This window comes from Enterococcus sp. DIV1059_2, assembly GCF_051713685.1.
In the GTDB taxonomy this organism is placed as follows: Bacteria; Bacillota; Bacilli; order Lactobacillales; family Enterococcaceae; genus Enterococcus_D; species Enterococcus_D casseliflavus.
The window spans coordinates 459698-483849 of sequence record NZ_JBIOQK010000001.1 but is presented as its reverse complement, the minus strand read 5'-3'; the positions used below and the strand labels follow the sequence as shown (position 1 = coordinate 483849).

Genomic DNA, 24152 nt, shown 5'->3' with positions numbered 1-24152 from the left:
TCTCCTAATTGATTTATTCTATTTTATAAAAACAGGACAGCTACTTGACGAGCTGTCCTGTTTGTTCCCACATTCCTGCAGGACAGTTTTTCTTAGCTAAATTTGCGCGAAACCGATAAAAGCAGCCGCATTTGGTACAGGTATGATTCAATCGCAATGGACAAGTCTCACAAACAGCGATTCTCCTACTGACGATCTCCGGCGAAGCCAAGTCGCTTTCTAAAGAAAGTTGTTCTGCAATCAAGGATTCAATGTCTTCCTGTGCTGCTGCAGCAGCATCTTTCACTTCACATCCTTTACAAGTCATTGGATCAGACTGTCAATGAGATCGTTAGAACACTCATTGCTGGCACCCGCAAGCTGACTTTGTTCTCTTCAACATCGTAAGCGGTGAAGTCTTGGATCACCACATCTTCAGGATGATCAAAATCATTGTGTGCGTTCATTTTGTCCCCCACGATATAACGAGCTTCTTTCACTTCATTGATCGCTGTTTCCAGGGAGAAGGTTAATTCTTCCGTGCCTTGGGTAGCAAAATTACAAACCGATAGATGGATCGTATCCTCTTTTTTCGAAATCGTATACGTAATGGTATCACTGCTAGTTCCATGGCTATCAATGGTTTCAGCATCTTGATGGACTTTGTACAAATCAAAGACATGATAGCTTGGGGTTTTCACCATTTGTTCGCCATCTGTCAAAATCATCGCTTGCAGGACGTTGACGGTTTGTGCGATATTTGCCATATGCACTCGCTTGGCATGTTTATGGAAAATATTCAAGGTGATCGCTGCGACCATGGCATCACGAATCGTATTTTGTTGGTATAAGAAGCCTGGATTCGTCCCAGGTTCTGCTGAGAACCAAGTGCCCCATTCATCAACAATGATTCCCACACGCTGTTCTGGGTCATACTGGTCCATGATCGCGCTGTGGCGGGTCAATAATTCATCCATGTAGGCTGCTTTTTCACAGGTCACTTGCCACTCTGCCTCATCAAATTCCAAGGCGCTCCCTTTTTCTTCCCAGCCCTGCGGATGAACGTAGTAGTGCAAGCTTAGGCCGTCCATCAACCAATGGGCGTTTTTCATCAGCGTTTCTGTCCAATGATAGTCTGCGACATTCGCTCCGCCAGCAACTTTGTAGATTTTTTTGTCACCGTATTGGCGGACATAGGTTTGATAGCGGCGATACAGATCCGCATAGTACTCTGGCCGCATATTGCCGCCGCAGCCCCAGTTTTCGTTTCCTACGCCAAAGAATTTCATTTCCCACGCATCTTCATGGCCATTTTCTCTGCGAAGATCAGCCATCGGAGAAATGCCATCCATCGTGATGTATTCCACCCATTCCGACATTTCTTGCACCGTTCCGCTGCCGACATTGCCGTTGACATACGCGTCACATTCCAGCTGCTTGATCAATTCAAAAAATTCATGGGTCCCGAAATGATTGTTTTCAGTCACGCCGCCCCAGTGAGTGTTGACCATCGTTTTGCGGTTTTCTTTAGGTCCAATTCCGTCTTTCCAATGGTATTCATCGGCGAAGCAGCCGCCTGGCCAACGCAGCACAGGGATTTGAATGTTTTTCAGTGCTTCAACCACATCGATCCGCATCCCATTTTTATTTGGGATCTGCGAATCTTCTCCAACGTATAATCCTTCATAGATACAACGGCCTAGATGCTCTGCAAAATGACCGTAGATATATTTGCTGATCGTTGTTCCTGATTTTGTGTTTTGAATGTTGATCGTCAATCAGTTCACCTTCATCTCTAATTTATTGTTTGCGACCGGCTCGCCAAAAACTGGGAATCCTTTTTCATCCCAAGTGAATGGTTGTGCAACTGCATGTCGATTCGGGTTTGCCAGAGGATCGCCTGCCTGATTTTTTTCTGGTCTTGCATGATAAACTAAAATGTCCTCACCATCTGCCCCTTTTGTAAAAGAGTTATGCCCGGGTCCATATTGAGAATTCCGTTCTGACGTTTGAAAGACTGGCTCTTGGGATTTGTGCCAAGAAAATCCATTCAATAAATCACTATTTTCGTCTGTCCACAATAATCCCATAGCGTAATTTTCATCTGTAGCACTGCCAGAATAAGTGATAAAAATCTTACCATTTCGCTTAAGCACGGCTGGTCCCTCATTCACCATGAAACCAATCTGTTCCCAAGGGTATTCAGGGATCGATAGTAAAAGCTGCTTCCCTTTTAGTGTCCATGGATTTTCCATTTCTGATAGATACAGATTAGAGTTTCCTGGAATTCTTGGATCTTGTTGCGCCCAAACATAATAAAGTTTCTCCTGATGTTCAAACACAGTTGCATCCAAACTAAAACTTTCAAATTGCGTGATGACTTGTCCTTTTTCTTCCCATTCCCCTTCAAAAGGGTCACTTGAATTATTTTCGATCACGAACATTCGATGATGATGATTTTCATTTCTGATCTCTTCATTATCACTCGCGGCAAAATAGATATACCACTTATCAGCGATAAAATGAATTTCTGGCGCCCAAATCAATTCACTCATTGGTCCCGATTCATGTGCCTGCCAAACCGTCTTTCTCTCTGCATCTTCCAGTTCATTGAGGCTTTTCGCTCGTCTAAGTTCAATCGACTGATATCCAGGAACTGAACCTGTAAAATAATAGTAACCATCGGAATGTAAATATACCCAAGGGTCTGCTCGTTCATACACGATTGGATTTTGTATTGTCTCTGCATTTGCTTTTGCCATACCTTACTCCTCATTCCTAACAATAAATAATGGTACTCCTGCTTCTGAGGTACCTGTAAATGTCATTACTTGCTTTTGCTGATTTTCATCCCAGCCGGAAAGAAACTTCCCTTTATAAACAGTGTCATCGATAACCACACTTGAATCTTCTTGACTATTCTTTTCTGCTAGTTCCCATGTTCCAGTGCGATCACCTTTGACCGTGCCATTTTTTTCAACTGTAATTTCCTGTGGTTCTTTCAAATCATCCGTTAAAAACTTGTCAAAGGAAATCAGCGTATAGGCACCCGTAACTTGATTCTTTGTATAGTCAGCAATCGTTTCTTCGCTGTATCTCAATGGAGAAACAACCGGCCAGCCTGCTTCTGTGAAAAACATTTGATGGACTCTCACAGAATGGTATTCTCCGCTATTTGGAAAACGTGTATGGAAAATCAAGTAATATTGATTGGTTTCTTCATCATAATAGGTCGAGTTGTGACCTGGCGAAACATAGCCAACCCCTTCATTGCTCGTATTTTCGGTATATAGGAAGTTCCCCATAATTTTAGTTCCGAAGTCTTGAATACTTGCGTCATCAAAAACTGTTCCAAATTTCCCTTTGACCTCAGCCATTGGATTTCCTTGGCTGTCTTCATAAGGACCATCGGGATTCTTTGACCGCGCGACTCGAAGGTTGTATCCACCGTCTGCATCTAGCCCACCAAATGAAGTGAACAAGTAATAGTAGCCATTTTCTTGATTATACTGAATGTATGGTGCTTCGATGCGACTGTGATTTCCGCCCATCAAATGTGTTCCGTATGAATTGCGATCTTTAGGCAAACCCGTTTCATCATCCATTTCTAGGATAAAAATCCCACCTGAGTATGATCCATAGACCATCCATAATTTTCCTTCATTGTCATAAAAAACATGAGGATCGATCGCATTTGGATGAATCGCTGCATTGTACGCTTCACCAAACTGCGGAGAGGTTCCTGAATAAAGAAAAGATTCGACTTTTTCATAAGGACCTTCAATAGAGTCAGATACCGCCACTCCCATTACGGAGAGCGGTGAAGTTCCTTGACACAAACAATAGTACAAATAGTATTTTCCATTCTTAAACTGTTGGATATCACTAGCCCATAACGTATCTGTCTGTGCGTACTCAAACTCTTCTGCCAATTCTTCTCGAATATTCTCAAATAGTGTATCTTCAGATACTGAATTAGATATCTGCTCCCACTTCATCAAATCCTGAGACTTGGCAAATTGCATATGTGATCCAATAATATAAAACGTATCATCCGCTTTGATCACCGATGGGTCATGGACACTAACATCGGCAAACTCAGGAGGGGACAAGACTTCTTCAACTGCAGAAGCAGTACAGCCAGATAAAAGAACCATTAGAGGAACACACGAGAAAAGAAATTTTTTGATCATGATTTTAACAATCCTTTCTTGCTATAGCCTGACAACAAGCACTTGCTGGCACTGTACAAAAAGATTGAAATTGCGACAAAAAAGAACCAATGATACGCCATGCTAACAATTGAAAATGTGAGAACCATCAAAAGACAAAGAAGCGATTCTTTTGGTAACAAGAATGGACTCGTCAATGAAAAAACGGCTTTTTTCCGCCACTTATCTTTACTCAATCGAGTGACTAAGGATAAATTGATCAATACTAAAATCACATAACTGAACAAAAACAAAAGTGGCCATTGGAAAAATGCTCTCATTAGATCACTTTGCTGCACAATCAGCAATTCCAAATAGAGAATGCCTAGAATAAGTGGAAATATAAAGACCCGCCATTTGTATAAGCGAATGGCTGACACATAGTTTTTCCAAAATAAAGTCAATACTTCTATATAAGAGTAATAGCCTGTAAATAGATCCTCTTTATTTAGAATCGTTAAGACAGCAACAGTACTGGGAACAAAGCCGACCACAAAAAAACCAGCTAAAATACCTAGAAGCCACAAAATATTTAGTTCTATCAGAAGTACCAATGCATTTAGCCAGTTCATTGCTTTTAGAAACATCTACTCACCCTTTCATTCCAGAAAGTGCAACTGATTCAATAATTTGCTTTTGGAAAATAATAAATACGATCAAAACCGGAAGTAATGAAACAACGGAAGCTGCCATAATCAACGGATAATCCGTTTGAATTGCATAGGCGGCATTTAAGTTTGCGATCACTACTTGCAATGTTTGTTTTTCTGGACTATTCAAGTAGATCAAGGGTGCTAAGTAGTCATTCCAAGCGCCCATAAACCATAAAATAAATTGAGCAGCAACCGCTGGACGAATCAACGGAAAAATCAATTGGATAAAGGTTTGTAAATAGCCCGCACCATCAATTTTCGCCGCCTCAACGATCGAATCAGGAATATTAGATAAATATTGTCGTAAAAAGAAAATCATCGTGATATTTCCAAACATTCCTGGGATGATCAATGGTAATAACGTATCAACCCAGCCAATTTGGGAAAACATCATAAATTGCGGGATCATCACCGCTGGATAAGGAATCATCAAAGCGGCTAAAAGGATTAGAAATAGCGCATCTTTATGCGGCATCCGTAATTTGGCAAATGAGAAGGCGGCTAAACTGGATGTCAGAGTACCTACAACAGTCACAGAAAGTGAAACGATCACTGTATTTTTAATCCCTGAGAACAAAGTGTCCAGCTCAGATAAACGTTTGTACGCATCAAATTGTACTGGGTCTGGAATCCATTGAGGTGGCAGCTGGAAGACGCCAGCTCGGTCTTTTAGCGATGTTGAGATCATCCAAAGTAACGGCCCCACCATAATAACTGCTCCAAGGGAGAGAATTAAAATAATGAGTACGTTGCTTATTTTCAGTTTTTTCATTCTTTTCCCTCCTAATCTAATTTATAGCTTGAACGATTGTTCATATAGAATTGGAATGCTGTTATCACAAAAACCAATACTGCTAGAATCAACGCCATACTGCTTGCATAACCCATTTGCCAATTTCTGAAAGCTTTTTGCCAGATATACCAAACGACCGTAGCACTGCTATATTGTGGTCCGCCAGTTGGTGTCATAATGTTTATTTCCGTAAAGATTTGTGAGCCGCCGATAATATTCGTAACGACTAAAAAGAAAGTGACTGGTCTAACCATCGGCCAAGTGATATTGCGAAACTTTTGAAAAGAAGAAGCACCATCTAATTCTGCTGCTTCATAAAAGGTTTTTGGTACACTTTGAATCGCTGCCAAGTACAAGAGCATAGAATAGCCCAATCCCTTCCAAACAGACATAATAATAATTGCCGGTTTGACTGTTGATGGGTTTTGCAACCAGTTGGGGCCGCTGATACCGAAGATATCCAAGACCTGATTGACTAAACCAAAATCACCATTGTAAGCCCATTGCCACAAAATCGAAATGGCTGCTAATGATGAGATAACTGGAATATAATAGATCGTTCGGAAAATCGTCGTTCCTTTAATTCCTCTGCTCAGTGCTGATGCCAGCATAAATGACAAAATCAAACCGATTGGGATCCCTAACATCAAAAAGACGGTATTAAACATCGTCTTATAGAAGTACTCATCTCTAAAAAGCTTCTGAAAGTTCTCAAAACCGATAAAATTCATTTGCCCTAGACCGTTCCAATCTGTAAAGGCAGCATAAACCGAATAGCCCAAAGGTATCAATGAAAACAAAATAAATCCTAAAACTGGAAGTAGAACGAACAAGAAAGCAACTTTGTGCTCTTTTGCATAAAGACTATTTTTATTTTTTGTTTTTTTTATTTCCACTTGTTCCATTACGCGTCCCTCCATAAAAATCTTTGGGGTCACATAGATATGTGACCCCAGTGAGTCTATCTTGCTGTTTCTTGTTGGCGAATCGCTGAGTCTAGTTTTTCTTGCATCTTAGGTTGAACTTCTTTTAAATAATCCGCTGCCGTTTGATCTCCATCTAACACAGGTTGGATATTGATAAAGAATTCATCGTACCATTCTGCATTGTAGGTTGTTGCTACTGGCAAAGCGCGACCATAATCTTGGACGATATCAATAAATTCTTGTTTATTATTAGGTACACTGTCCGTATCAGAAGCCCATTCTTCAGCCATATCAATCAGGTTAGGAATTTGAATCTGTGCGTCTACTAATTGTTGTTGTCCTTCTTCAGATGCACTTAAATACTCAACTAATTTCACTGCTTCTTCTGGATGTTTGGTTTTGCTGGCAACACCAATTCCTAAAGAACCGATATACGTTGCAGATTCGCCTGTAGAGCCTGCTGGCCAAGGCATCAAGTCATACTCAAAATCTAATCCTGCATACGTACTCATATCCCAAGGTCCTACAGGGAAGAAAGCAATCTCACCATTCATCCATCTTTGATACGTATCCAATGTTTGGGCATCAGAAATTGAAGGGGTGAGTTCATGCACATTTTGCAGATCCGCAAACCATTGCAATGCTTCCGCAAATTCTGGTGTATCGACTGTAACGGTATCTTTGGCTTCGTTGATCCAATCTGCTCCGTTACTCCAAACAAAAGCTTGTAAACTCCAGTTTACGTTAAATCCTGTTGCCCATTGGTCAAGATTTCCATCTCCATCAGAATCCTTCGTCAACTGTTTAGATACTTCAACGAATTCATCCCATGTATAAGGCGTATCTGTATCTGGCAAATCAATACCAGCTTCTTTAAACATGTCTTTGTTATATCCTAAAGCAAATGGTCCAACATCTTTTGGTAATCCATACAAAGCACCGCTACCAACTTTTTCACCATCATACCGATAACTGTTTACCCCATATTCCCAAATGTTTGAAAGATCAAAATCTGAATTCTCAATTTCATCCGTAATATCTAGCAAAACACCATTATCAACGTAAGCCATTAGATTGCTTTGTTCTACATAGAAAACATCGGGCATATTACCGCCTGAGATTGCCGCTTGCAGCTTTGTTGCATATTGATCAGCATCTGTGGCGATAATCTTAACGCTTACATCATTTTCTTCCTCAAATTGTTTAATTGCTGTTTCATAGGCTTTCTTCTCGTCCTCGCCGCCTCGAAACATAAACGTAATTTCTTTACTTCCGCTATCATCACCTGAACTATTATTACTGTTTCCGCAGGCCCCTAATACCAAACTACTTAAACCTAGAACTGCTCCCGAAAAAATAACCTTTTTGATGTTCATCTTTTCCATCCTCTCAAGTTTTATAGATATTTGCAGGTACGTTATCACATTTGTTCATTGACATCTCTTAAAAAAAACCTTACTAACTGCTCATAATAATTCCTAACACCTAAGATATTTCCTATAAAGAAGCCTATAAACAATTCACAAAAACAAAACATAGAAATTGATGTTTACAAACACTTTCAATTTACAAATAAATCATAACTTGATTTGTAATCGCTGTCAACAATATTTTGATTAATTTATCTAGGATAATATCTATATTAATTAATAAATATATTAATAACTAGCGAAATAAACAACGCTATTTACACAAATTAGCAAATATGTTAACATTCAAGTAAATCAAACAGTTTAAGCGGAGGTGACACGATGCAATTAGAAATCAATCAAGAAGCATTGCCTGTCTATGAGGCACTTGCCAGTAACGTGCGAATCAAAATCATTCAATTGCTGGCTAAAAACAAGATGAATGTCAAAGAGTTGGCACAGGAGTTGGGCTTAAGCAGCGCCATCATTACGATGCACATCAAAAAATTAGAAGAAGCCAAAATCATCAAAACAGAGCGTGTGGGACAAAAAAAGATTTCCAGTTTGAGAGTGGATCATATCGATATCAACTTTCCTGAGAAAATCTTTAATGCCTTTGATACGAAAGAAACGGCGATACCGATCGGTCATTATACAAATTATTCGGTAGAACCAACGTGCGGGCTTGCTACTTCAGCTGATTTTGTGGGAATGGTGGATGAACCGAAGTTTTTCATGGATCCCCGACGAATGGATGCCCGCATCTTGTGGTTTACGAAAGGATTTGTTGAATACCAATCGCCAAACTTCTTAGCAAGAGAAGAAAAACTTGAAATGATGGAGATTTCAATGGAAGTTTCGTCTGAATTTCCTTTTTCCAATAACAACTGGCCGTCAGACATCACCTTCAGCTTAAATGGTGTGGAGCTTGGTACATGGACTAGCCCAGGGGATTTTGCAGATATTCGCGGCAAGTATACACCGGATTGGTATCCAGACAATCTCAATCAGTACGGGTTATTGAAGACGATCCGCATCATGGATCACGGAACCTACATGGAAGGTGTTCCTCTTTCCGACATTACGATCAAGGATATACCTGCCTACGAAGATACGTGGCACTTAAAAGTGGAAGTCAAAGAAGATGCCGAGCATGTCGGCGGTTGTACCCTCTTTGGCAAGGGGTTTGGGAATTACGATCAGGATATCAAACTGAAAATGTTTTATAGCTAAAAAAAAAACGCTAGTCTTAGCGGCTGACCCAAACATTTCTTTTGGGAATCAGGTCGCTAAACTAGCGTTTTTGTTATTTCTTCAAATGGTAACTGTACGTACTTACAATGATGTTCTCACGCCAAGAGAGTCTGAAACGCAAGCGCAGGCTTGTTTGGTTGTGCAAAATATTTTGCCAGCGACGTCTTGGGACAAACTGTGGAATGATGACGGTCGTTGTGTAATTGTGTTTGGCTGCATTGCGGCTGACTAGATCCACATAACGCAAGATGGGATTTTCAATCGAACGATACGAAGAATGAACGACGGAGAAACGCACGTCTGGGAATTTTTGCTTAAATTCTTGTTCGATCTCTTTTTCTTTCTTCACATCTTCATCCAACGAGACGTGCATCGCCACGACATAATCACCAATCGATTGGGCATAGTTCAATGCGCCGATATTTACTCGGGTAACATTTCCGACGAGAACGATCACGGTATTTCCTTCATAGACATGCAGTGCTTCTTGTTTTTCCAATCGCAGCTGTTCTGCGACTTTTTTATAATGATCATGGATCTTGTAAAAGATATACAAGAGGATCGGCATGATAATGAAAAATGGCCAAATATCGCCTAAGCGATACACGAACAAGATGGCAATGATCGCAAAAGAAATCAAAGCCCCAATGATGTTGGCGATCGATTTAAAGAACCAGCCTTTGCCTTCTTTTTTCCATTTGACGACCATTCCGCTTTGGGATAGTGCAAAAGGAATGAATACCCCGATGGAATACAACGGAATCAAACGCTCGGTCGATCCTTGGAAGATAAACAATAGGACGATGGAACCAGCAGCTAAGGTGATGATCCCGTTTGAGTAGCCGAGACGATCCCCACGGTCTTGATACATGTGTGGCATATATTTGTCTTTGGCTAAGTTATACGCCAACACGGGGAAGGCGGAAAATCCTGTATTTGCGGCAACTGCTAAAATCAGCGCTGTGGCAAATTGCAAAACGTAGTACATAAACCCATGACCAAAAACAGCAGAGCCGATTTGAGATAGGACGGTCACTTCTGCTTCTGGTACGATACCGTACCAATAGTTGATAAAAGTGATGCCGACGAAGAAGAACCCTAAGATCGCAGCCATGATCGTCAAGGTCGCAGCTGCATTTTTCGCCCGTGGTTTTTTGAAAAATGGCACCGCGTTACTGATCGCTTCGACCCCCGTCAAAGAAGAGGAACCTGATGAGAAAGCCCGTAAGATCAAGGCTACGGATACCCCAGGCACCACAGCTCCCGGCAGTGCGGTTGCATTCAACGGTTGCGCACCAGTTACGATGTTGTACAAGCCGACCACGATCAAGACTGTGATCACTGCGATAAAGGTGTAGACAGGAATCATCAAGAAGCTAGCTGATTCTCGCAGCCCTCGCAGATTCATCATCATGATCAAGAGTACGATCACGACAGAAATGGCCACTTGATGGCCGAACAACGCTGGCACAGCAGAAGTGATGGCTTCCGCCCCTGCTGAGACGGATACTGCTACTGTCAGCATATAATCGATCAACAGTGAGCCGCCGGCAATCAGGCCCGCATTTTTCCCTAAATTTTCACTACTTACTACATACGCCCCACCACCGTGAGGGTATGCATGAATGATCTGACGGTAAGACAAGGTCAATGAAATCAAAAGAATAATAACAAAAGCAGCGATCGGTAATGAATACCAGATAGCAGCAGCGGAAAGTGCCACTAATACGACAACGATCTGCTCTGTCCCATAAGCAATCGAAGACAAAGCATCAGAAGATAGCAACGCAAGGGCCGCCGTCCGGCTCAGTTTTTGTTCATCATTCTCTGCGGATTTCAATGGACGTCCGACCAACAAACGTTTCAAATACTCCACTTTTTCTACACTCCTTTTCATGAAAAAATCCTTCGTTAAACTTGTAACGATATCCTCACAAATATTGAATTATCAAGACTGTATGCTACTCTTGTAACCGCGAAAAGTCAATGAAAATCAGATGAAAAAACGGCCCTTTTTCCCTCTTTTGATTATTAGAAATTTCACGTGATGGCACAAAAGCAGAAAGAACAAATGCTCTTTCTGCTTTTCGATGTTAGTGGAAGAAATGACTTTCTTTGGAAATGTCGCTTAATTTCTTCGTAGAGTTGACTAGATAAGGATACGCGTAGGTACCGACGATCCCAAAGACCAGGAACAAAATCGTTAAAATAACCAATTGTGGCACGGCATTTGGCCAATAGATCCCGCCAGCTGATTCTCTTAACAGATTGACTGCATGGGTAAATGGCAGCAGCGGATTAATGAATTGGAAGAACTTCCCAGAAACTTGGATCGGGTAGTTTCCTCCCCCACCTGAGATGGAGAGAACCAAAATGATGATGGCGATCCCTTTCCCGAGGTTGCCGAACAGTCCTGCCAGTACGTAAACGATCATCATAAAGGCGAGTCCGACGAGTAATGCGAAGAAGACACTGTACACTGGATTGTGGACATCAACGCCTAATAAAAACATATTTCCTAGGGTCACGATCAAACTTTGGGCGACTGCCATCGTCAAGAACGTCAGCATTCGTGCCACAAAGGTTTCACGTTGGGTAAAGCGTTTTTTGTCTTTCTTCTCTAAATGATACTCCGTTGTAGCGACACTTGACAACAATAATGCCCCTACCCACAAACACAATGCGGTATAAAACGGTGTGCTAGCTGAACCATTGTTGGCGATTGGATAGATTTCATTGCTTTTTAATTCCACTGGCTGTTTGAAGAAGTCGGCTTCATCGGTGGCATCAAGTTTCAATAATTTGATGACTTCCCCGAGATCGACTTCATTTTCGCCTGCTCGGATCGCATCAGCGGCTTTGTGGATGCCTGCTTTGATACTTGGCCAATCGTTATTGATCAAATCAACGGCCGCATCCAAGGCTTTTTCAACTTCTGGTAGTTTTTCATCCACCATTGCCATCGTAGAGCTGATTTCTGATTTGATAGTTGGCCAATCGTTTTGCAAGAAGTTTACGGCCAGCCCTAATTTTTCTTCGGCGACTGGCAATTCGTTGTTGTACAGGTCGGCTCCTTTGTTGATGGCATTGACGATTTCATCCATGTGACCATTCAACATCGTATTGGCATCGTGCAATTCTTGCTTGATGGCAGGCAATTCTTTTTGGTATTTTTCCAAAATCGTCACGGCATTGCTGACCACTGATTTGGTGGAAGACAGCAACGAGTCAAAATCGATCTCTTGGGCTTTTTTCAAGACATCTTCGGCGGTGGTGATGGTTTCGATTAGTTTGGTTAGAATGTCGTTGATGGTTTTAGTAATGGCATCAACATTAAAACTATTAGGATCCAGAAGATTAGCAACATTTTGAGCAGCTGCGGTGACTTCACTAAGATATTGCTTAGCTGCCTTAACATCACCGCTTTGCACAGCGCTTCTAACCTTAGTTAACAATCCAGATACATTCGTCAAGTGCCCTTTTATGTCAGTTAACTGACCGATTACGCCTTGAATTTGGGCATTTTCAGCTGAGCCTTCAATATTTCCTAAAAATGCAATTAAGGCATCTAGCATACTTTGTTGTTGCTGAATACTTTGCTGCAACCCATCAATCGTTTGTAAAATTGATTCTCGATCTTGGTCCAACTGATCTTGATCGATTGAATCATTCAGTGCTTGCGACCACTTTGCTGTGGTTGTTGCCACTTGACGAATAGACTCAATCGTCACCTTCACACTGCTAGAAATACTTGGCAGGGCATCTTGCAATTGTTGCGCCCCATCTTTGGTCGCGGTGGCGAAGCTGGCGGCTTGGTCGCCTAGTTGTTCGATCTGTGGTAAAGCGGCTTGCACTTGTTCAATGACTTGCAGTCCTTGCTTGGCGGTGTCGATGCCGTCCGTCATGGTGCTGGCAATGTCATCGAAATCATCGTCGATCATCTTCAATTGTTTGCCGGCATTTTGGATCTCTGGGATCTTTTCTTGCAAGGTCAAAATGATGCTGGCTTCTTTCTTCAATGCAGGCAGCTTATCGTTTAAGCCAATCAGTTTTTCCCCCATGGCATCCACTTGTGGGATATAATCGGTGAATTCTTCGGCTTTTGCGATCTTTTCTTTGATTTCTGGAAACTTATCGTGCAAGGTGACGATCTCTTTCGTATAGCCATCGATCGTAGCCAAATTGTCATCGGTGTCTAAGATCATCGATTTGACTTTGTTGATGCTGACTAAGTTGGAATCAATGTCATAGCCGATTTCATTGAAGACTTTTATCAACGTGGAGCTGGCGGTTTCAATAAAGTTTTGTGAGATCTCTTCTTGAAGGCTGCTGGCTCCTTTATCGGTGATTTTTGGTGCGATGGCATTGATTTTTTGGTTGCTATAATACTCGATGGTCGGTTTTTCGATTTTTCCACTGGTAAAGCTGATCAGATCATCTGAAAAATCCGCTGGTAGGTAAATACCCGCGTAATATTTTCCTGACTTGACCCCTTCTACTAAGTCCTCTTTTGAATCCAAGAAGCGCCAGCCCAACTGCTTGTTTTTATGGAGGGTGTCGATGACTTCATCACCGATATCGATGTGCTTGTCTTGAAATTCTGCCCCTTTATCCGCACTGTAAACGGCGATCGGCAATTCACTGGTGTTGCCGTATGGGTCCCAGAGGGCTTTGATATTGAACCACGCATAAAGCGAGGGTAAAATCATTAAGGCAATGATCAAAAATGCAGAAATTGGATTGCTGAAAATTCGTTTCCAGTCCAGTTTATATAAATAGAAAACATTCTTTAGTTTATTCATTTTTTTCTTCCCCCACTAGTTCTTCGTCGAAGGATAATTTACCATGTTTTTCCCCTGCCGCCAACGGCTAGGATCGACCAAGAAAAGTCCTTTTGACAAATGGACGTTTTTGTCAAAATGAAACCCCTTTACTTTTTGTTTTTTTTCGCTTATTGTTAAACTTTCTTTAACTTTACCATGATGGCGAAAAACACACCACTCATATCCTTTGTTCTGTTTTTTTACAGGCCTTTCCTATACAAAAAAAGCTTCCTTTTTCTGCAATGAAAAAGGAAGCTTTTTTAGGTATTATTTCAGTTGATCCTTTGCCAATAACTCATACACATACTTCAATGAGGTAGCTTCGCCATATAATTGAAGATCTGCTTTTTCCTCTGGGGAATAGACTTGATCAAAGCTTTGATCGGGAATCAGCACGACATCGATGCCCGCACGTGTCGCGGCTGTTGCTCCCACAAGAGAATCTTCCATGACTAAAGCTTTTTCCGCTGCGACTTGCGCTTTTTCTAAAGTCAGCAAGTAAGGTGCTGGATCAGGTTTATGGGCGGAAACGTCATCGCCAAAGGTCTGATAGTCAAAGGCCTGCAACAAATCGAAATGCGCCAACAATTCAGAGGCTCTTTTTTTCATCGTCGAGGTGGCTAGTGCCGTTTGGAAGCCTTTCTCACGAGCCAAGGCGATGGTTTCTTTCGCATAGGGTTTAGTTTTGAAGGTGCCATCAGTTATTTGCTGGGCAATATAGACTTCCCGTTCTGCTCGTAATTCCTGCACCCGCTGCTGACCGCCTACGAGGTCGGCTAATTTAGTGGCAGTCTGTTGCCAACTTTGACCACGCCAACCAAAAATATCAGCGGCTGTAATCGGAAGCTCATACTTTTTAAATAGCGCCAACCACCCATCAAAATAGACTCTTTCGGTATCGACTAACAATCCATCAAAATCAAAAATCAAAAGTTCTTTCATAAACGCTCCTTCGTTTTGCTAAGATTTTTTCCTCACTCACTGGGGATCAAGACATCTCCCGACTTTTGTCAGCAGCTGCTTGCACTGCTTTGATGACAGCCGCCCGAAAGCCATTTTCCTCTAAGGTTTTGACTGCTTGGATCGTTGTGCCCCCTGGCGAGCTGACACGATCCTTTAAGACACCTGGGTGTTCCTTCGTCTCTAGTACCATCTTCGCTGCGCCTAATACCGCTTGAGCAGCAAATTCATACGCCATCGGACGCGGCATTCCTTCTGCCACTGCTCCATCTGCCAAAGCTTCGATGAACAAATACGTGTAGGCTGGTGAAGAACCGCTGACACCAATGACTGCATCGATCATGCTTTCTGGTACTTGCTCGGCTTTGCCCAGGCTTTCAAAAAGCTGTTTGACTTCGTTGGCTTCGGCTTCCGTCACTTGACCGTTGGGACTGATAGAAGACATCCCTTCCCCCACCAGTGCAGGGGTATTTGGCATGACCCGCACGATTTTGTGCGCACCGATGATTTCTTCCATTTGCGCGATCGTCACACCCGCGGCAATAGATACTAGCAAATGCTCCTTGGTCAAGCCGTCTTTTAAATCAGCAAGCAAGCGGGGAAAGACAAAAGGTTTAACTGCTAAGACGAAGATCTCTGCTTTTCCGGTGACATCTGCTAGCTTAGTTGTCCCAGTGATCCCGGTTTCTTTTTCTAATTGTGCCAAAGTCGGCTCGTAGCGATGGTTATAAACCAAGATCTCTGCTGGTTCATACAGGTTTGCTGCAATCAAGCCGTTGATAATGGCTTTTGCCATGTTACCGGCTCCTAAAAAGGCGATTTTTCTCATAGTTTTCACGCTCCACTTCTGATTTTGGTACCACTTTTTGCTAAAAAAGCCTAATCAATGACTAGGCTTCAAACTCGATCATATACGGATGCAAGGCGGTGTTATAGATCCCTTCTGTATATTCTACCACTTCTCCTTGTAGATCATATGAATAACGGGTCCGTTTCAAGGCAGCGACCTCTGGCGTGATCATAAACTTCTGTTGCTCTTCGGTCAAGGTCGTTGCCACGAACGCATCTTGAAAGCGATCGATGATCATTCGATGTTCATCCAATAGGCGATACAATGATTTTTCTTCAAAGACCTCGATGGAGGTACCCTTTAGCTGCTTTGGCAAATGGTACTCATAATAAATAAAGGGTTGGTGGTCAAAATAATACATGCGACGTAAACGCATGACTTCTTTGCCCATCAAGGAATACGCTGGGTGCTCAGGCGCAAGTTCGACTAATTCATAGCTGAGGTTTTTCTTCGTGTATTCCTTGCCAGTCTTTTCAAGCAATTGGCTAAACGTCGTGCCTTTTGACAGCTTGTTATAAGGGCGATTGCTTAAAACCGTCGTCCCACGTCCGCTGCGTTTTTCCACATACTCATCTGCCGCTAACAATTCGATGGCTTTGCGGACAGTGATCTTGCTGACATTGAAGGTGGCTTCCAATTCTGTTTCCGTCGGTAAAAATGAACCAATCGGGTAGCGACCCGACATGATGTCTTCTTTGAGCTTATCGGCAACATCACGGTAAAGAATGTGTTTGCGTTTCATTGCTATCTCGCCTTTCTCTCATTGGATTGGTCTTGTTCTCCTTATTCATCAAAGGTAGGAATGTCTTCTGGTTGCGGCTCGATCAAGACTTTCCGTGGCTTGCTGCCTTCAGAAGGGCCAACGACGCCTTGATCTTCTAATTCATCCACTAACCGAGCCGCTCGGTTATAGCCGATGCGAAAACGTCGCTGCAAGAGAGAAACGCTGGCGGTCTGCATTTCCACCACAAGGGCTTTGGCATCTTCGAATAGCTCATCTTGCGGTTGTCCGCTGCTGCCGGTACTCGTTTCTTCCTCAGTAACCATCATTTTTTCTTCATAATTGGCTTCTTGCTGATCGGTCACGAATTCAACCACTCGTTCGACTTCTTGGTCGGAGATAAAGGCCCCTTGGACCCGAATCGGTTTGTTCTCACCCATCGGCAGATACAGCATGTCGCCGCGACCCAGCAGTTTTTCGGCTCCGTTCCCATCAATGATGGTCCGCGAATCGACACCGCTGGAAACCGCAAAGGCCATCCGTGATGGAACATTGGCTTTGATGATCCCTGTAATGACATCCACACTTGGTCGTTGCGTTGCTAGGATCATATGGATACCTGCTGCCCGTGCCATTTGCGCCAAACGAATGATGGCATCTTCGACTTCGTTGCTGGCAACCATCATCAAGTCGGCTAACTCATCGACGATCACTACAATGAATGGCAAGATCGGACGATTTTCGCCGTCTTCTAAATTCTTATTGATCACTAAATCGTTGTAGCCAGTAATGTTTCGGACCCCAGTTGCCGCAAATTTTTCGTAGCGCTCTTCCATTTCCTTGACCACTTTTTGCAACGCTTGCGCCGCTTTGCGGGGATTGGTCACGACAGGTGTCAAGAGATGGGGAATCCCATTATAAACATTTAATTCAACCATTTTCGGGTCGATCATCATCAGTTTGACTTCATGGGGTTTTGCCCGCATCAAAATACTGGTGATGATGCCGTTGATGGCTACGGACTTCCCGCTCCCGGTCGATCCGGCAATCAAGAGATGGGGCATTTTCGTTAAGTCTGCCGTTTGGACACGGCCAGAAATATCGCGTCCTAAAGGTACTTCTAATAGTTTATCTGGATGATCCGGTTGGGCTTCGATCACTTCTCGGAATGAAACCATGCTGACTGCACTGTTTGGAACTTCGATCCCAATCAATGATTTTCCTGGGATCGGCGCTTCCATCCGCACATCTTTGGCAGCTAAGGCCAAGGCGATATCGTCGGTCAACCCGACGATTTTGCTGACTTTGACCCCTACTGCTGGTTGAACTTCGAATTTGGTTACTGCTGGTCCTAAGCTGGCTTTGACGACTTTTGCGTCAACACCGAAGCTTTGGAAGGTGGTTTCTAACACACCGATATTTTGTTCGATCTTTTTGTACTCGCTGCTTTGATCCGTTGAAGGGATCGAATCGAGTAATTGCGCTGAAGGCAATTCATAATCACGATTTTCAGCTTCTTCCGAAATCTCAAATTCCAATACTTCACCATCATCATCAAGGATCTCTCCGTCTTCATTGACCTTTTTGCTTGGTCCCGGTTTGTTTCCTGCTGGATGTGGTGCTTGAGCGGCCTCTGGTCCCGCCGCTTGCGGCAATTCCTGGAAGTGGTCGATGGGTACAAAGCTCAGCTGCTCTGGTTCAAAATCAGCTGGCGCTTGCATCTGTTGTTCTTTTGCTGATTTTTCGTCTTCTGTCATTGGTCGGACTTGATTCTTTTCTTTGATCTCCGCCATGACTGCTGCTCGTTCGGCTTCTTTTTTGGCTTCTTTCGCAGCTTGTTTCTCTGCTGCTCGTTCCGCTTTGCGGGCTTCTCGTTCGGCTTGCTTTTCTGGAGAGCCTTCTAACAACCGCTGCAGCTTGTCACCAGCTGCTTGCAGGTGCTCGACTAACTCGTGGCTGCTCATTTGGCTGAACAAGAACGCCCCAATCATCATGAGTAAAACAGCGATGATGTAGCTGCCGATCTGGGAAACAAGAAAATAGGTCGCCCCATAGAGCATGGCGCCAATCATTCCGCCCCCGACATTTTGGGTCACTTGGCTGCGCCGAATATCGCCTAACAGCGTCATCCACGTGGTTTGGAAGATATTGGCTTGTTCTCCCACCACATTACTAAAGATTTGCGCATGGAGGATGATCAGTAAACCAAAATACACCAATACACAGCCAATCACTCGCCGAATACTCTTAAATCGAGCATCGGTCGTTTTGATCGCTAACCAGACACCATAAGCGGCTAGGGCAACACTCAAAAATTGGTACGTGTTTCCGCCAACGATCCGAAACCCGTTGGCAATCAAGGTTCCTAAAAAACCTAAATGGAAAAAGCCAAATATCGAAAACAAGACAAAGAGCAGGCCGACGCCGACCAGCATTAATTTCTCTTGCTGTTTTTGTTGTTTTTTTGTTTTGCGTTTCTTTGCGCGTTTTTTTTGCGCCATTTCTATCCCTCTTTTCATCTTTCCCTATTATAACGAAAAAAGAAGGCGAACAAAAGTTTTCCTGTGAGAAATTTTGGTTAGCTGTTGGAATTTAAGGAAAAAAGAGGATGTCTGCCAGATATAGCAGTGATCATCCTCTTTTTAGCTGCTGCACAAATTCAGCGACTGTATAGACAATCAGTCCCGATGATTCAAAATCAGCGGTATTGGTCGTTACTAGACTGTCGATTTGATTTCGCTTCGCACAAGCTGCTAAAACAGCATCCTCAAAATCTGTCATTGTTGAATCAAGCGCCTGAAGGCAATCTGCTTCCGTAACTGTTAAGACGGTATGCACTTGGATCAGTTTTTTGACTTCCCTCCGAGCATCGACTCCTGCTGCTCCATCGAGAATATAGAAAAGATCCGTTAAGGTACTTGCCGTAATCACGCCCTCGCAAAGTCCATAAATGGAACTGTTGTATATCTGTTTGATGGCTTCTTGATGGCTTTTAGACCCTCTTCCTAATAAATAGTCAAGGATCACATTGGTGTCAATCACGACTCGTTTGGCTTTGTATTTGGTCATGCTTATTTTATTCTCCCAGATATTTTTTCCTACGCCGTTCGTTTCTTACTTTTTTGATGTCCACAACGTCAGGTGTTTCAAATGAATCTGCTAAAATGCCTTGCAAAGAATCGACTAAACGAAGTTTCTCCTCTGGGGACAACTCTCCTACTGACTGCTTTTCTGTAATAACTAACTGTTTTTTGCCATTGACTTCTTCTGCCAGTTCCATTTCTAGTTCAGAACCTACCTGGAGATCCAATTTCCGAATCATTTTCTTAGACAAGCGAACCCCCTGTCCGTTGCCCCACTTAATCAAATGAGCGGTCTCTTTATAATGTTCCACTCGGCTCCCCCCTCTTTATCGGATTTTCCTTACTACCTATCATTATAACATGAGCACGCCTATGTATACACAAGTATATACTTCAATCGTTCCTTCTTTCCTTAAATACGCAAAAGAAATGAATGTATAAAAAAACACCAGCTGCTAAGCAGCCAGTGTATCTTGTTGACTTGTTTTAGTTTGGTGTAACGTCTTCGCCAAACCACTTTTCAGAGATTTCAGCAAAGGTGCCATTGCCTTGCAATTCTTTCAAGCCATCATTGATTTTATCTGCCATGGCTTGATCGTCTTTACGCACACCTACAGCAAAATCTTCTGCTTCAAAGGGGCTTTCGATTTCGTTGAAGTCATCGGTTTTGCCTGTTTGAGTCAAATAATATTCTGCGTAGACGCGGTCGATCAAAAGACCGTCGATCCGACCGTTTTCTAGATCGATAAAGGCTTCATTAAAGCTGGCATACAAGGTTGCGTCATTGCCGTCTACGAGATCCTTCAAAACTTCCGGTTGGTTGTTGAAGGTCTCATAACCAGAAGAACCTTCTTGGGCGCCTAAGACTTTGCCCTCCATATCATCAAAGCTAGTAATGCCGCTGGCTTTTGCTGTGACCAAGACTTGTTTGTTTTCCATATAAGTATCTGTAAACAATACTTTTTCTTCACGAGCTGCGGTTTTGGTATACCCGTTCCAGATCATATCGATGGTGCCATTGCTTAGTTCGGTTTCTTTCATGGACCAATCGATTGGTTGAAATTTGACTTTGGTTCCTGTTAGATCCAAGATCGCTGTTGCTAAATCCACATCAAACCCAACGATGTTGCCTTGGTCGTCTTTAAAGCCCATCGGTACAAAAGTATCGTCTAGGCCGACGATCACTTCTTCTTTGTCAGCGGCACTGGTTGTGGTGTCATTGTTGCTGCCACACGCCCCTAATAAAAACACACTTGCTGCTGCGATTCCCGTCAATAGTAATTTTTTCATTTTGTTCTCCCCCTTATTCTCCTGCTACTTTTAATAATTGATCGCCGATATTTTCGGCAAAAACCAAATCATGGGTCACCACGATCTGGGTCACTCCTTCTTTTTTCAGATCCAAGATCAGCTGTTCGACTTGCTGTCTCAAGCCTGGATCTAAGGCGCTGGTAGGCTCGTCATAGGCCAACACTTTGGGATTCATCGCCATCGCTCGTGCGATAGCCACCCGTTGCCGCTGCCCCCCCGACAATTGGAAGGGATATTGGGCTAGTAGGTCACTTAACCCTAGTTTTTCTGCCAACTGTTCGGCTTTTGCTGTATACGCGGCCTTGTCTTGTTTTAGCACCATTTTTGGCGCCAAAGTGATGTTTTCAAAAACTGACAAGTGCGGAAACAATTGGAAGTCTTGGAAGACGACACCGACGACTTGTTCTTGTTCTTTTGTGTCGGTGGGATCAAAGGCTTTGCCATCCAGTAAAAAGCTTCCAGAATCGATCGTTTCTAAACCAGCCAGTGTCCGAAGCAAGGTGGTTTTCCCACCACCGGAAGGACCGACCACCGCTAAGATACTGCCGTCTTCGATCGTCAAGTCTAGCTGATCGATGACTTTTTTAGCGCCAAATGACTTTGATACTTGTTTTAGTTCTAACATATGTGGTTCCTCCTAACGGTAATAGTCCAGTTTGGTCTCGATTTGTTTTAACAATAACGTAAAGACGCCTGTCATCACCAAGTAGATCAAGCCGACCCCAACTAACGGAAGCAAGGTACTGTCTCGCTCCATGGCGATTTTTCCGATTCGCATCACGTCTGACAATCCTAAGATGTAGACGAGGGATGTGTCTTTGACAAGATTGATGACTTCATTGCCGACAGATGGCAGGGTGATCTTGACGACTTGTGGGATGATAATTTTTTGGATCGTTTGGATCGGGGACAAACGCAAGACTTTCGCGGCTTCGTATTGTCCTGCTGGAATCGATTGGATTCCTCCACGGAAAATCTCGGCAAAATAAGCAGCGTAATTGATAATAAAGGCGATCAAGGCTGCTTCAAAGCGGTCAAAGACGATCCCTAAGATCGGCAGACCGTAGAATACGAAGATCAGCTGTAGCAATAAAGGCGTTCCTCGCATCAACCAAACGTAGACTTGCACGATCAATTTCAAAATACGCAGGCGACTGGCTAAAACAAAGGCCAACAAGATGCCTAAGGGAATGGACCCGATTAAGGTCAGTGCGAACAATTTAACGGTGATTCCAGTTCCTGAAATCAGTTGGGGCATAACATTGACTAAATACTCAAACATGGTGACTTCCTCCTTGATAGGTTTCAATTTCGATTAGCAGCGATACAGCTTAGCGACGGTTTGCTCCGACGCTTATGTGACGCTGGGCGTTGGCTGGTGAGGGGCAACTGGCAAGTTTCATTTTTCTAAAAAAGAAAAACAAAAAAAGCGCACACTGGCATTTGCCAGAGGACGCTTGATACGTGGTTCCACCTCAATTTGCCTTTCCTTCACAGGAAAAGGCCTCGTGCAGTCCTTGTGATCCTTCCACTTTCGGTTTTCGGTGAGATGCAAAAAAAGAGAAAAAAAACGTCCCCTAGCCATTACAGCTAAAGGACGTTATCAACGCGGTTCCACCTTTGTTTATCAGTGCTTCACAGCAACTGAACTCAGAAAGTCATCAATCAATGACTGCTGCTGTAACGGGCAAACCCGGTCTCTCCTACTTTTCTTTCGGAAAAACGACTCCAAGATGTGTTTCACAACCATGCGTTATCTCTTTGCACCAACCAGAGACTCTCTTCAAACAGCAAGCCTTGCTACTCTTCTTTTCGATGTCTGTTTCATTAAGTTGTGTCTTACTTTACTCGCTCTTAAAGAAAATGTCAAACATTTTTTCTGAAATTTTCGAAACTTTGTCGCATGCACCGGTTTCGAGGGGAAGATTCAGGGAAAAAAAGACGCAGCTGCTTAACCGAAGTACGCTTCAGCTAAGGCTTGTCCTTGCTTGATTTTTGCCCATTGCTGTTCAGTCGAAAGCTCATTGCCGCAGTCACAAGAGGCAAAGCCGCATTGATGAGAAAGATAAAGCCGCTCCTTAGGAATGATTTGGCTGGCTTTGTCTAATAAAGCGATCACTCGCTCTTCATCGTCTAATGTGGCGGTTTTGCTGGATAATAAGCCTAAGACAACTTCCACTTCTGGACGATCTTTCAGCACTTCTAAAGCCGAGATATCACCAGCACGGTCATCGTCCCACTCTAGGAAAAAGCGGTCATAATGCTGATCACGCAAGAATTTTTCGGCGATCGCTTTGTAGGTACCGCTGGCGGCCGCGCGGCTTTGGTAATTGCCGCGACAATTGTGGGTCCAGACTTTTAATCCTAATTCGTGGGCGTAGTCAGCGACTTCGTTGTTGATCGCCACGAATTCATCGGCTAACGCTTCTAAGCCGTCATTGCCTTGGGTGAAGAAGCTCTTGTCATTGTCTTCGGCGAATAATTCCCATAAACAATCATCGAACTGAACGATTTCACCACCTGCTTCTCGGTATTCCTGCAAGAATTCCTTGTAGGCGTTAAGCAGCCCTTCCCGCAAGGCTTCTTTCGTTGGATACACCTGACCTTCACCAACGAGGTCGTTAAAGACAGTCAGCTCGGTAAAGGCGTGGGCAGCCCCCCAGACGGTGATTTTGACTGGCAGGTCGCCAGCTTGGCGTTTGGTTTCTTTAAACAACGTCAAGTAATGATGGTTTTTGCCAGATAATGGTTCTGTGATTCGGATGCCGATGTCTTTACGTGTCTCAAAATGTCCACCGTCCAAATCTTCAAAGGCATACCCATGATCGGAGATATAGCGCTCAACGCCTTTTAATCCCCAGAGAAAATCCAGGTGCCACATTGAGCGGCCGTGTTCGCCGTCTGTGATGACTGTGATGCCGTGTTCTTTTTGCGCTGCAATGATGTCAGCGATCGCTTTTGCTTCCGTTTCTTGGTAGCCAGGAAACGCATCATAAAACGGGTAGCGGATGTCCTCCCGATGCTCGATTTGATTTTTGTAGTCCAATAAATCTTGTGGTCGTAACAATGACCCCACAAGCTGAAATTTGTCTGTTGCCATATCCATTCCTCCTATACAAAGTTTTCAAAATTGTTAGATTTATTCTAGCAAACATCTTATACTATAGATAATACTTATA

General features: G+C 43.3%; 21 protein-coding genes and 1 other annotated feature. Of the genes, 1 reads left to right on the top strand and 20 read right to left on the bottom strand.

Translation table 11 applies throughout. The annotated features are described in order from the left end of the window. Nucleotides 1-40: 40 nt before the first annotated feature. From IGI72_RS02300 to IGI72_RS02265, 8 genes are read right to left on the bottom strand one after another with little or no spacing between them, the layout of a single operon-like run. Nucleotides 41-307, bottom strand: a complete 267-nt coding sequence (locus tag IGI72_RS02300) for a DUF6171 family protein (protein ID WP_005227303.1) — start codon at nucleotides 305-307, stop codon at nucleotides 41-43. Nucleotides 308-311: 4 nt separating this feature from the next. Continuing rightward, nucleotides 312-1757 (bottom strand): alpha-N-arabinofuranosidase, encoded by a 1446-nt coding sequence (locus IGI72_RS02295; protein WP_010748730.1) that lies wholly within the window; start codon nucleotides 1755-1757, stop codon nucleotides 312-314. Next, nucleotides 1758-2741, bottom strand: a complete 984-nt coding sequence (locus IGI72_RS02290; RefSeq protein WP_061053697.1) for a glycoside hydrolase family 43 protein — start codon at nucleotides 2739-2741, stop codon at nucleotides 1758-1760. Nucleotides 2742-2744: 3 nt separating this feature from the next. Further along, nucleotides 2745-4172, bottom strand: coding sequence for a glycoside hydrolase family 43 protein (locus IGI72_RS02285; RefSeq protein ID WP_438752894.1), 1428 nt, complete (start codon nucleotides 4170-4172; stop codon nucleotides 2745-2747). Continuing rightward, nucleotides 4169-4777, bottom strand: coding sequence for a DUF624 domain-containing protein (locus tag IGI72_RS02280; RefSeq protein ID WP_061053696.1), 609 nt, complete (start codon nucleotides 4775-4777; stop codon nucleotides 4169-4171). Before IGI72_RS02280 ends, IGI72_RS02285 begins: the two co-directional genes overlap by 4 nt. 4 nt (nucleotides 4778-4781) lie before the next feature. Then, the gene (locus IGI72_RS02275) at nucleotides 4782-5615 is read right to left on the bottom strand and encodes a carbohydrate ABC transporter permease (RefSeq protein ID WP_005232200.1); all 834 of its coding nucleotides are present in this window, start codon (nucleotides 5613-5615) and stop codon (nucleotides 4782-4784) included. An 11-nt stretch (nucleotides 5616-5626) separates the two neighbouring features. Further along, nucleotides 5627-6541 carry a carbohydrate ABC transporter permease gene (locus tag IGI72_RS02270; RefSeq protein ID WP_015508888.1) on the bottom strand — a complete coding sequence of 305 codons (915 nt, stop codon included), beginning with the start codon at nucleotides 6539-6541 and terminating at the stop codon, nucleotides 5627-5629. A 56-nt stretch (nucleotides 6542-6597) separates the two neighbouring features. Then, nucleotides 6598-7938 (bottom strand): ABC transporter substrate-binding protein, encoded by a 1341-nt coding sequence (locus IGI72_RS02265; protein ID WP_015508887.1) that lies wholly within the window; start codon nucleotides 7936-7938, stop codon nucleotides 6598-6600. A 375-nt stretch (nucleotides 7939-8313) separates the two neighbouring features. Between IGI72_RS02265 and IGI72_RS02260 the strand changes: the two genes are divergently transcribed. After that, entirely contained in the window at nucleotides 8314-9204 is an 891-nt protein-coding gene (locus tag IGI72_RS02260) for an ArsR/SmtB family transcription factor (protein ID WP_005227282.1), read from the top strand. A gap of 73 nt (nucleotides 9205-9277) precedes the next feature. On the opposite strand, the gene IGI72_RS02255 is transcribed toward IGI72_RS02260, so the two are convergent. The 12 genes from IGI72_RS02255 to IGI72_RS02200 form a co-directional block, all read right to left on the bottom strand. Further along, nucleotides 9278-11101, bottom strand: a complete 1824-nt coding sequence (locus IGI72_RS02255; protein WP_005227281.1) for an APC family permease — start codon at nucleotides 11099-11101, stop codon at nucleotides 9278-9280. Between the two features lie 217 nt (nucleotides 11102-11318). Then, nucleotides 11319-14027 (bottom strand): YhgE/Pip family protein, encoded by a 2709-nt coding sequence (locus IGI72_RS02250; RefSeq protein WP_438752891.1) that lies wholly within the window; start codon nucleotides 14025-14027, stop codon nucleotides 11319-11321. Nucleotides 14028-14315: 288 nt separating this feature from the next. Continuing rightward, the gene (locus tag IGI72_RS02245; protein WP_005227279.1) at nucleotides 14316-14990 is read right to left on the bottom strand and encodes an HAD family hydrolase; all 675 of its coding nucleotides are present in this window, start codon (nucleotides 14988-14990) and stop codon (nucleotides 14316-14318) included. 46 nt (nucleotides 14991-15036) lie between these two features. After that, complete coding sequence (gene proC / locus IGI72_RS02240) at nucleotides 15037-15837, bottom strand: pyrroline-5-carboxylate reductase (protein ID WP_087626838.1); 801 nt, start codon at nucleotides 15835-15837, stop codon at nucleotides 15037-15039. A gap of 61 nt (nucleotides 15838-15898) precedes the next feature. Beyond that, on the bottom strand, nucleotides 15899-16600 hold the full coding sequence (locus tag IGI72_RS02235; protein ID WP_005232219.1) for a GntR family transcriptional regulator: 702 nt from the start codon (nucleotides 16598-16600) through the stop codon (nucleotides 15899-15901). Nucleotides 16601-16641: 41 nt separating this feature from the next. Continuing rightward, on the bottom strand, nucleotides 16642-19080 hold the full coding sequence (locus IGI72_RS02230) for an FtsK/SpoIIIE family DNA translocase (protein ID WP_005231469.1): 2439 nt from the start codon (nucleotides 19078-19080) through the stop codon (nucleotides 16642-16644). A 130-nt stretch (nucleotides 19081-19210) separates the two neighbouring features. Beyond that, the gene (locus tag IGI72_RS02225; protein WP_015508881.1) at nucleotides 19211-19648 is read right to left on the bottom strand and encodes a PIN domain-containing protein; all 438 of its coding nucleotides are present in this window, start codon (nucleotides 19646-19648) and stop codon (nucleotides 19211-19213) included. Nucleotides 19649-19655: 7 nt separating this feature from the next. Continuing rightward, nucleotides 19656-19973, bottom strand: a complete 318-nt coding sequence (locus tag IGI72_RS02220) for an AbrB/MazE/SpoVT family DNA-binding domain-containing protein (protein ID WP_005227274.1) — start codon at nucleotides 19971-19973, stop codon at nucleotides 19656-19658. A 175-nt stretch (nucleotides 19974-20148) separates the two neighbouring features. After that, on the bottom strand, nucleotides 20149-20952 hold the full coding sequence (locus tag IGI72_RS02215; RefSeq protein ID WP_438752886.1) for a transporter substrate-binding domain-containing protein: 804 nt from the start codon (nucleotides 20950-20952) through the stop codon (nucleotides 20149-20151). Nucleotides 20953-20965: 13 nt separating this feature from the next. After that, nucleotides 20966-21598, bottom strand: a complete 633-nt coding sequence (locus IGI72_RS02210; protein WP_005227272.1) for an amino acid ABC transporter ATP-binding protein — start codon at nucleotides 21596-21598, stop codon at nucleotides 20966-20968. A gap of 12 nt (nucleotides 21599-21610) precedes the next feature. Beyond that, a complete protein-coding gene (locus IGI72_RS02205) occupies nucleotides 21611-22255 on the bottom strand; it encodes an amino acid ABC transporter permease (RefSeq protein WP_010748717.1) in 645 nt (214 codons plus the stop codon). 308 nt (nucleotides 22256-22563) lie between these two features. Further along, nucleotides 22564-22798: a binding site (T-box leader), on the bottom strand. A gap of 126 nt (nucleotides 22799-22924) precedes the next feature. After that, nucleotides 22925-24079, bottom strand: coding sequence for a cobalamin-independent methionine synthase II family protein (locus IGI72_RS02200; protein WP_185953326.1), 1155 nt, complete (start codon nucleotides 24077-24079; stop codon nucleotides 22925-22927). Nucleotides 24080-24152 lie beyond the last annotated feature (73 nt).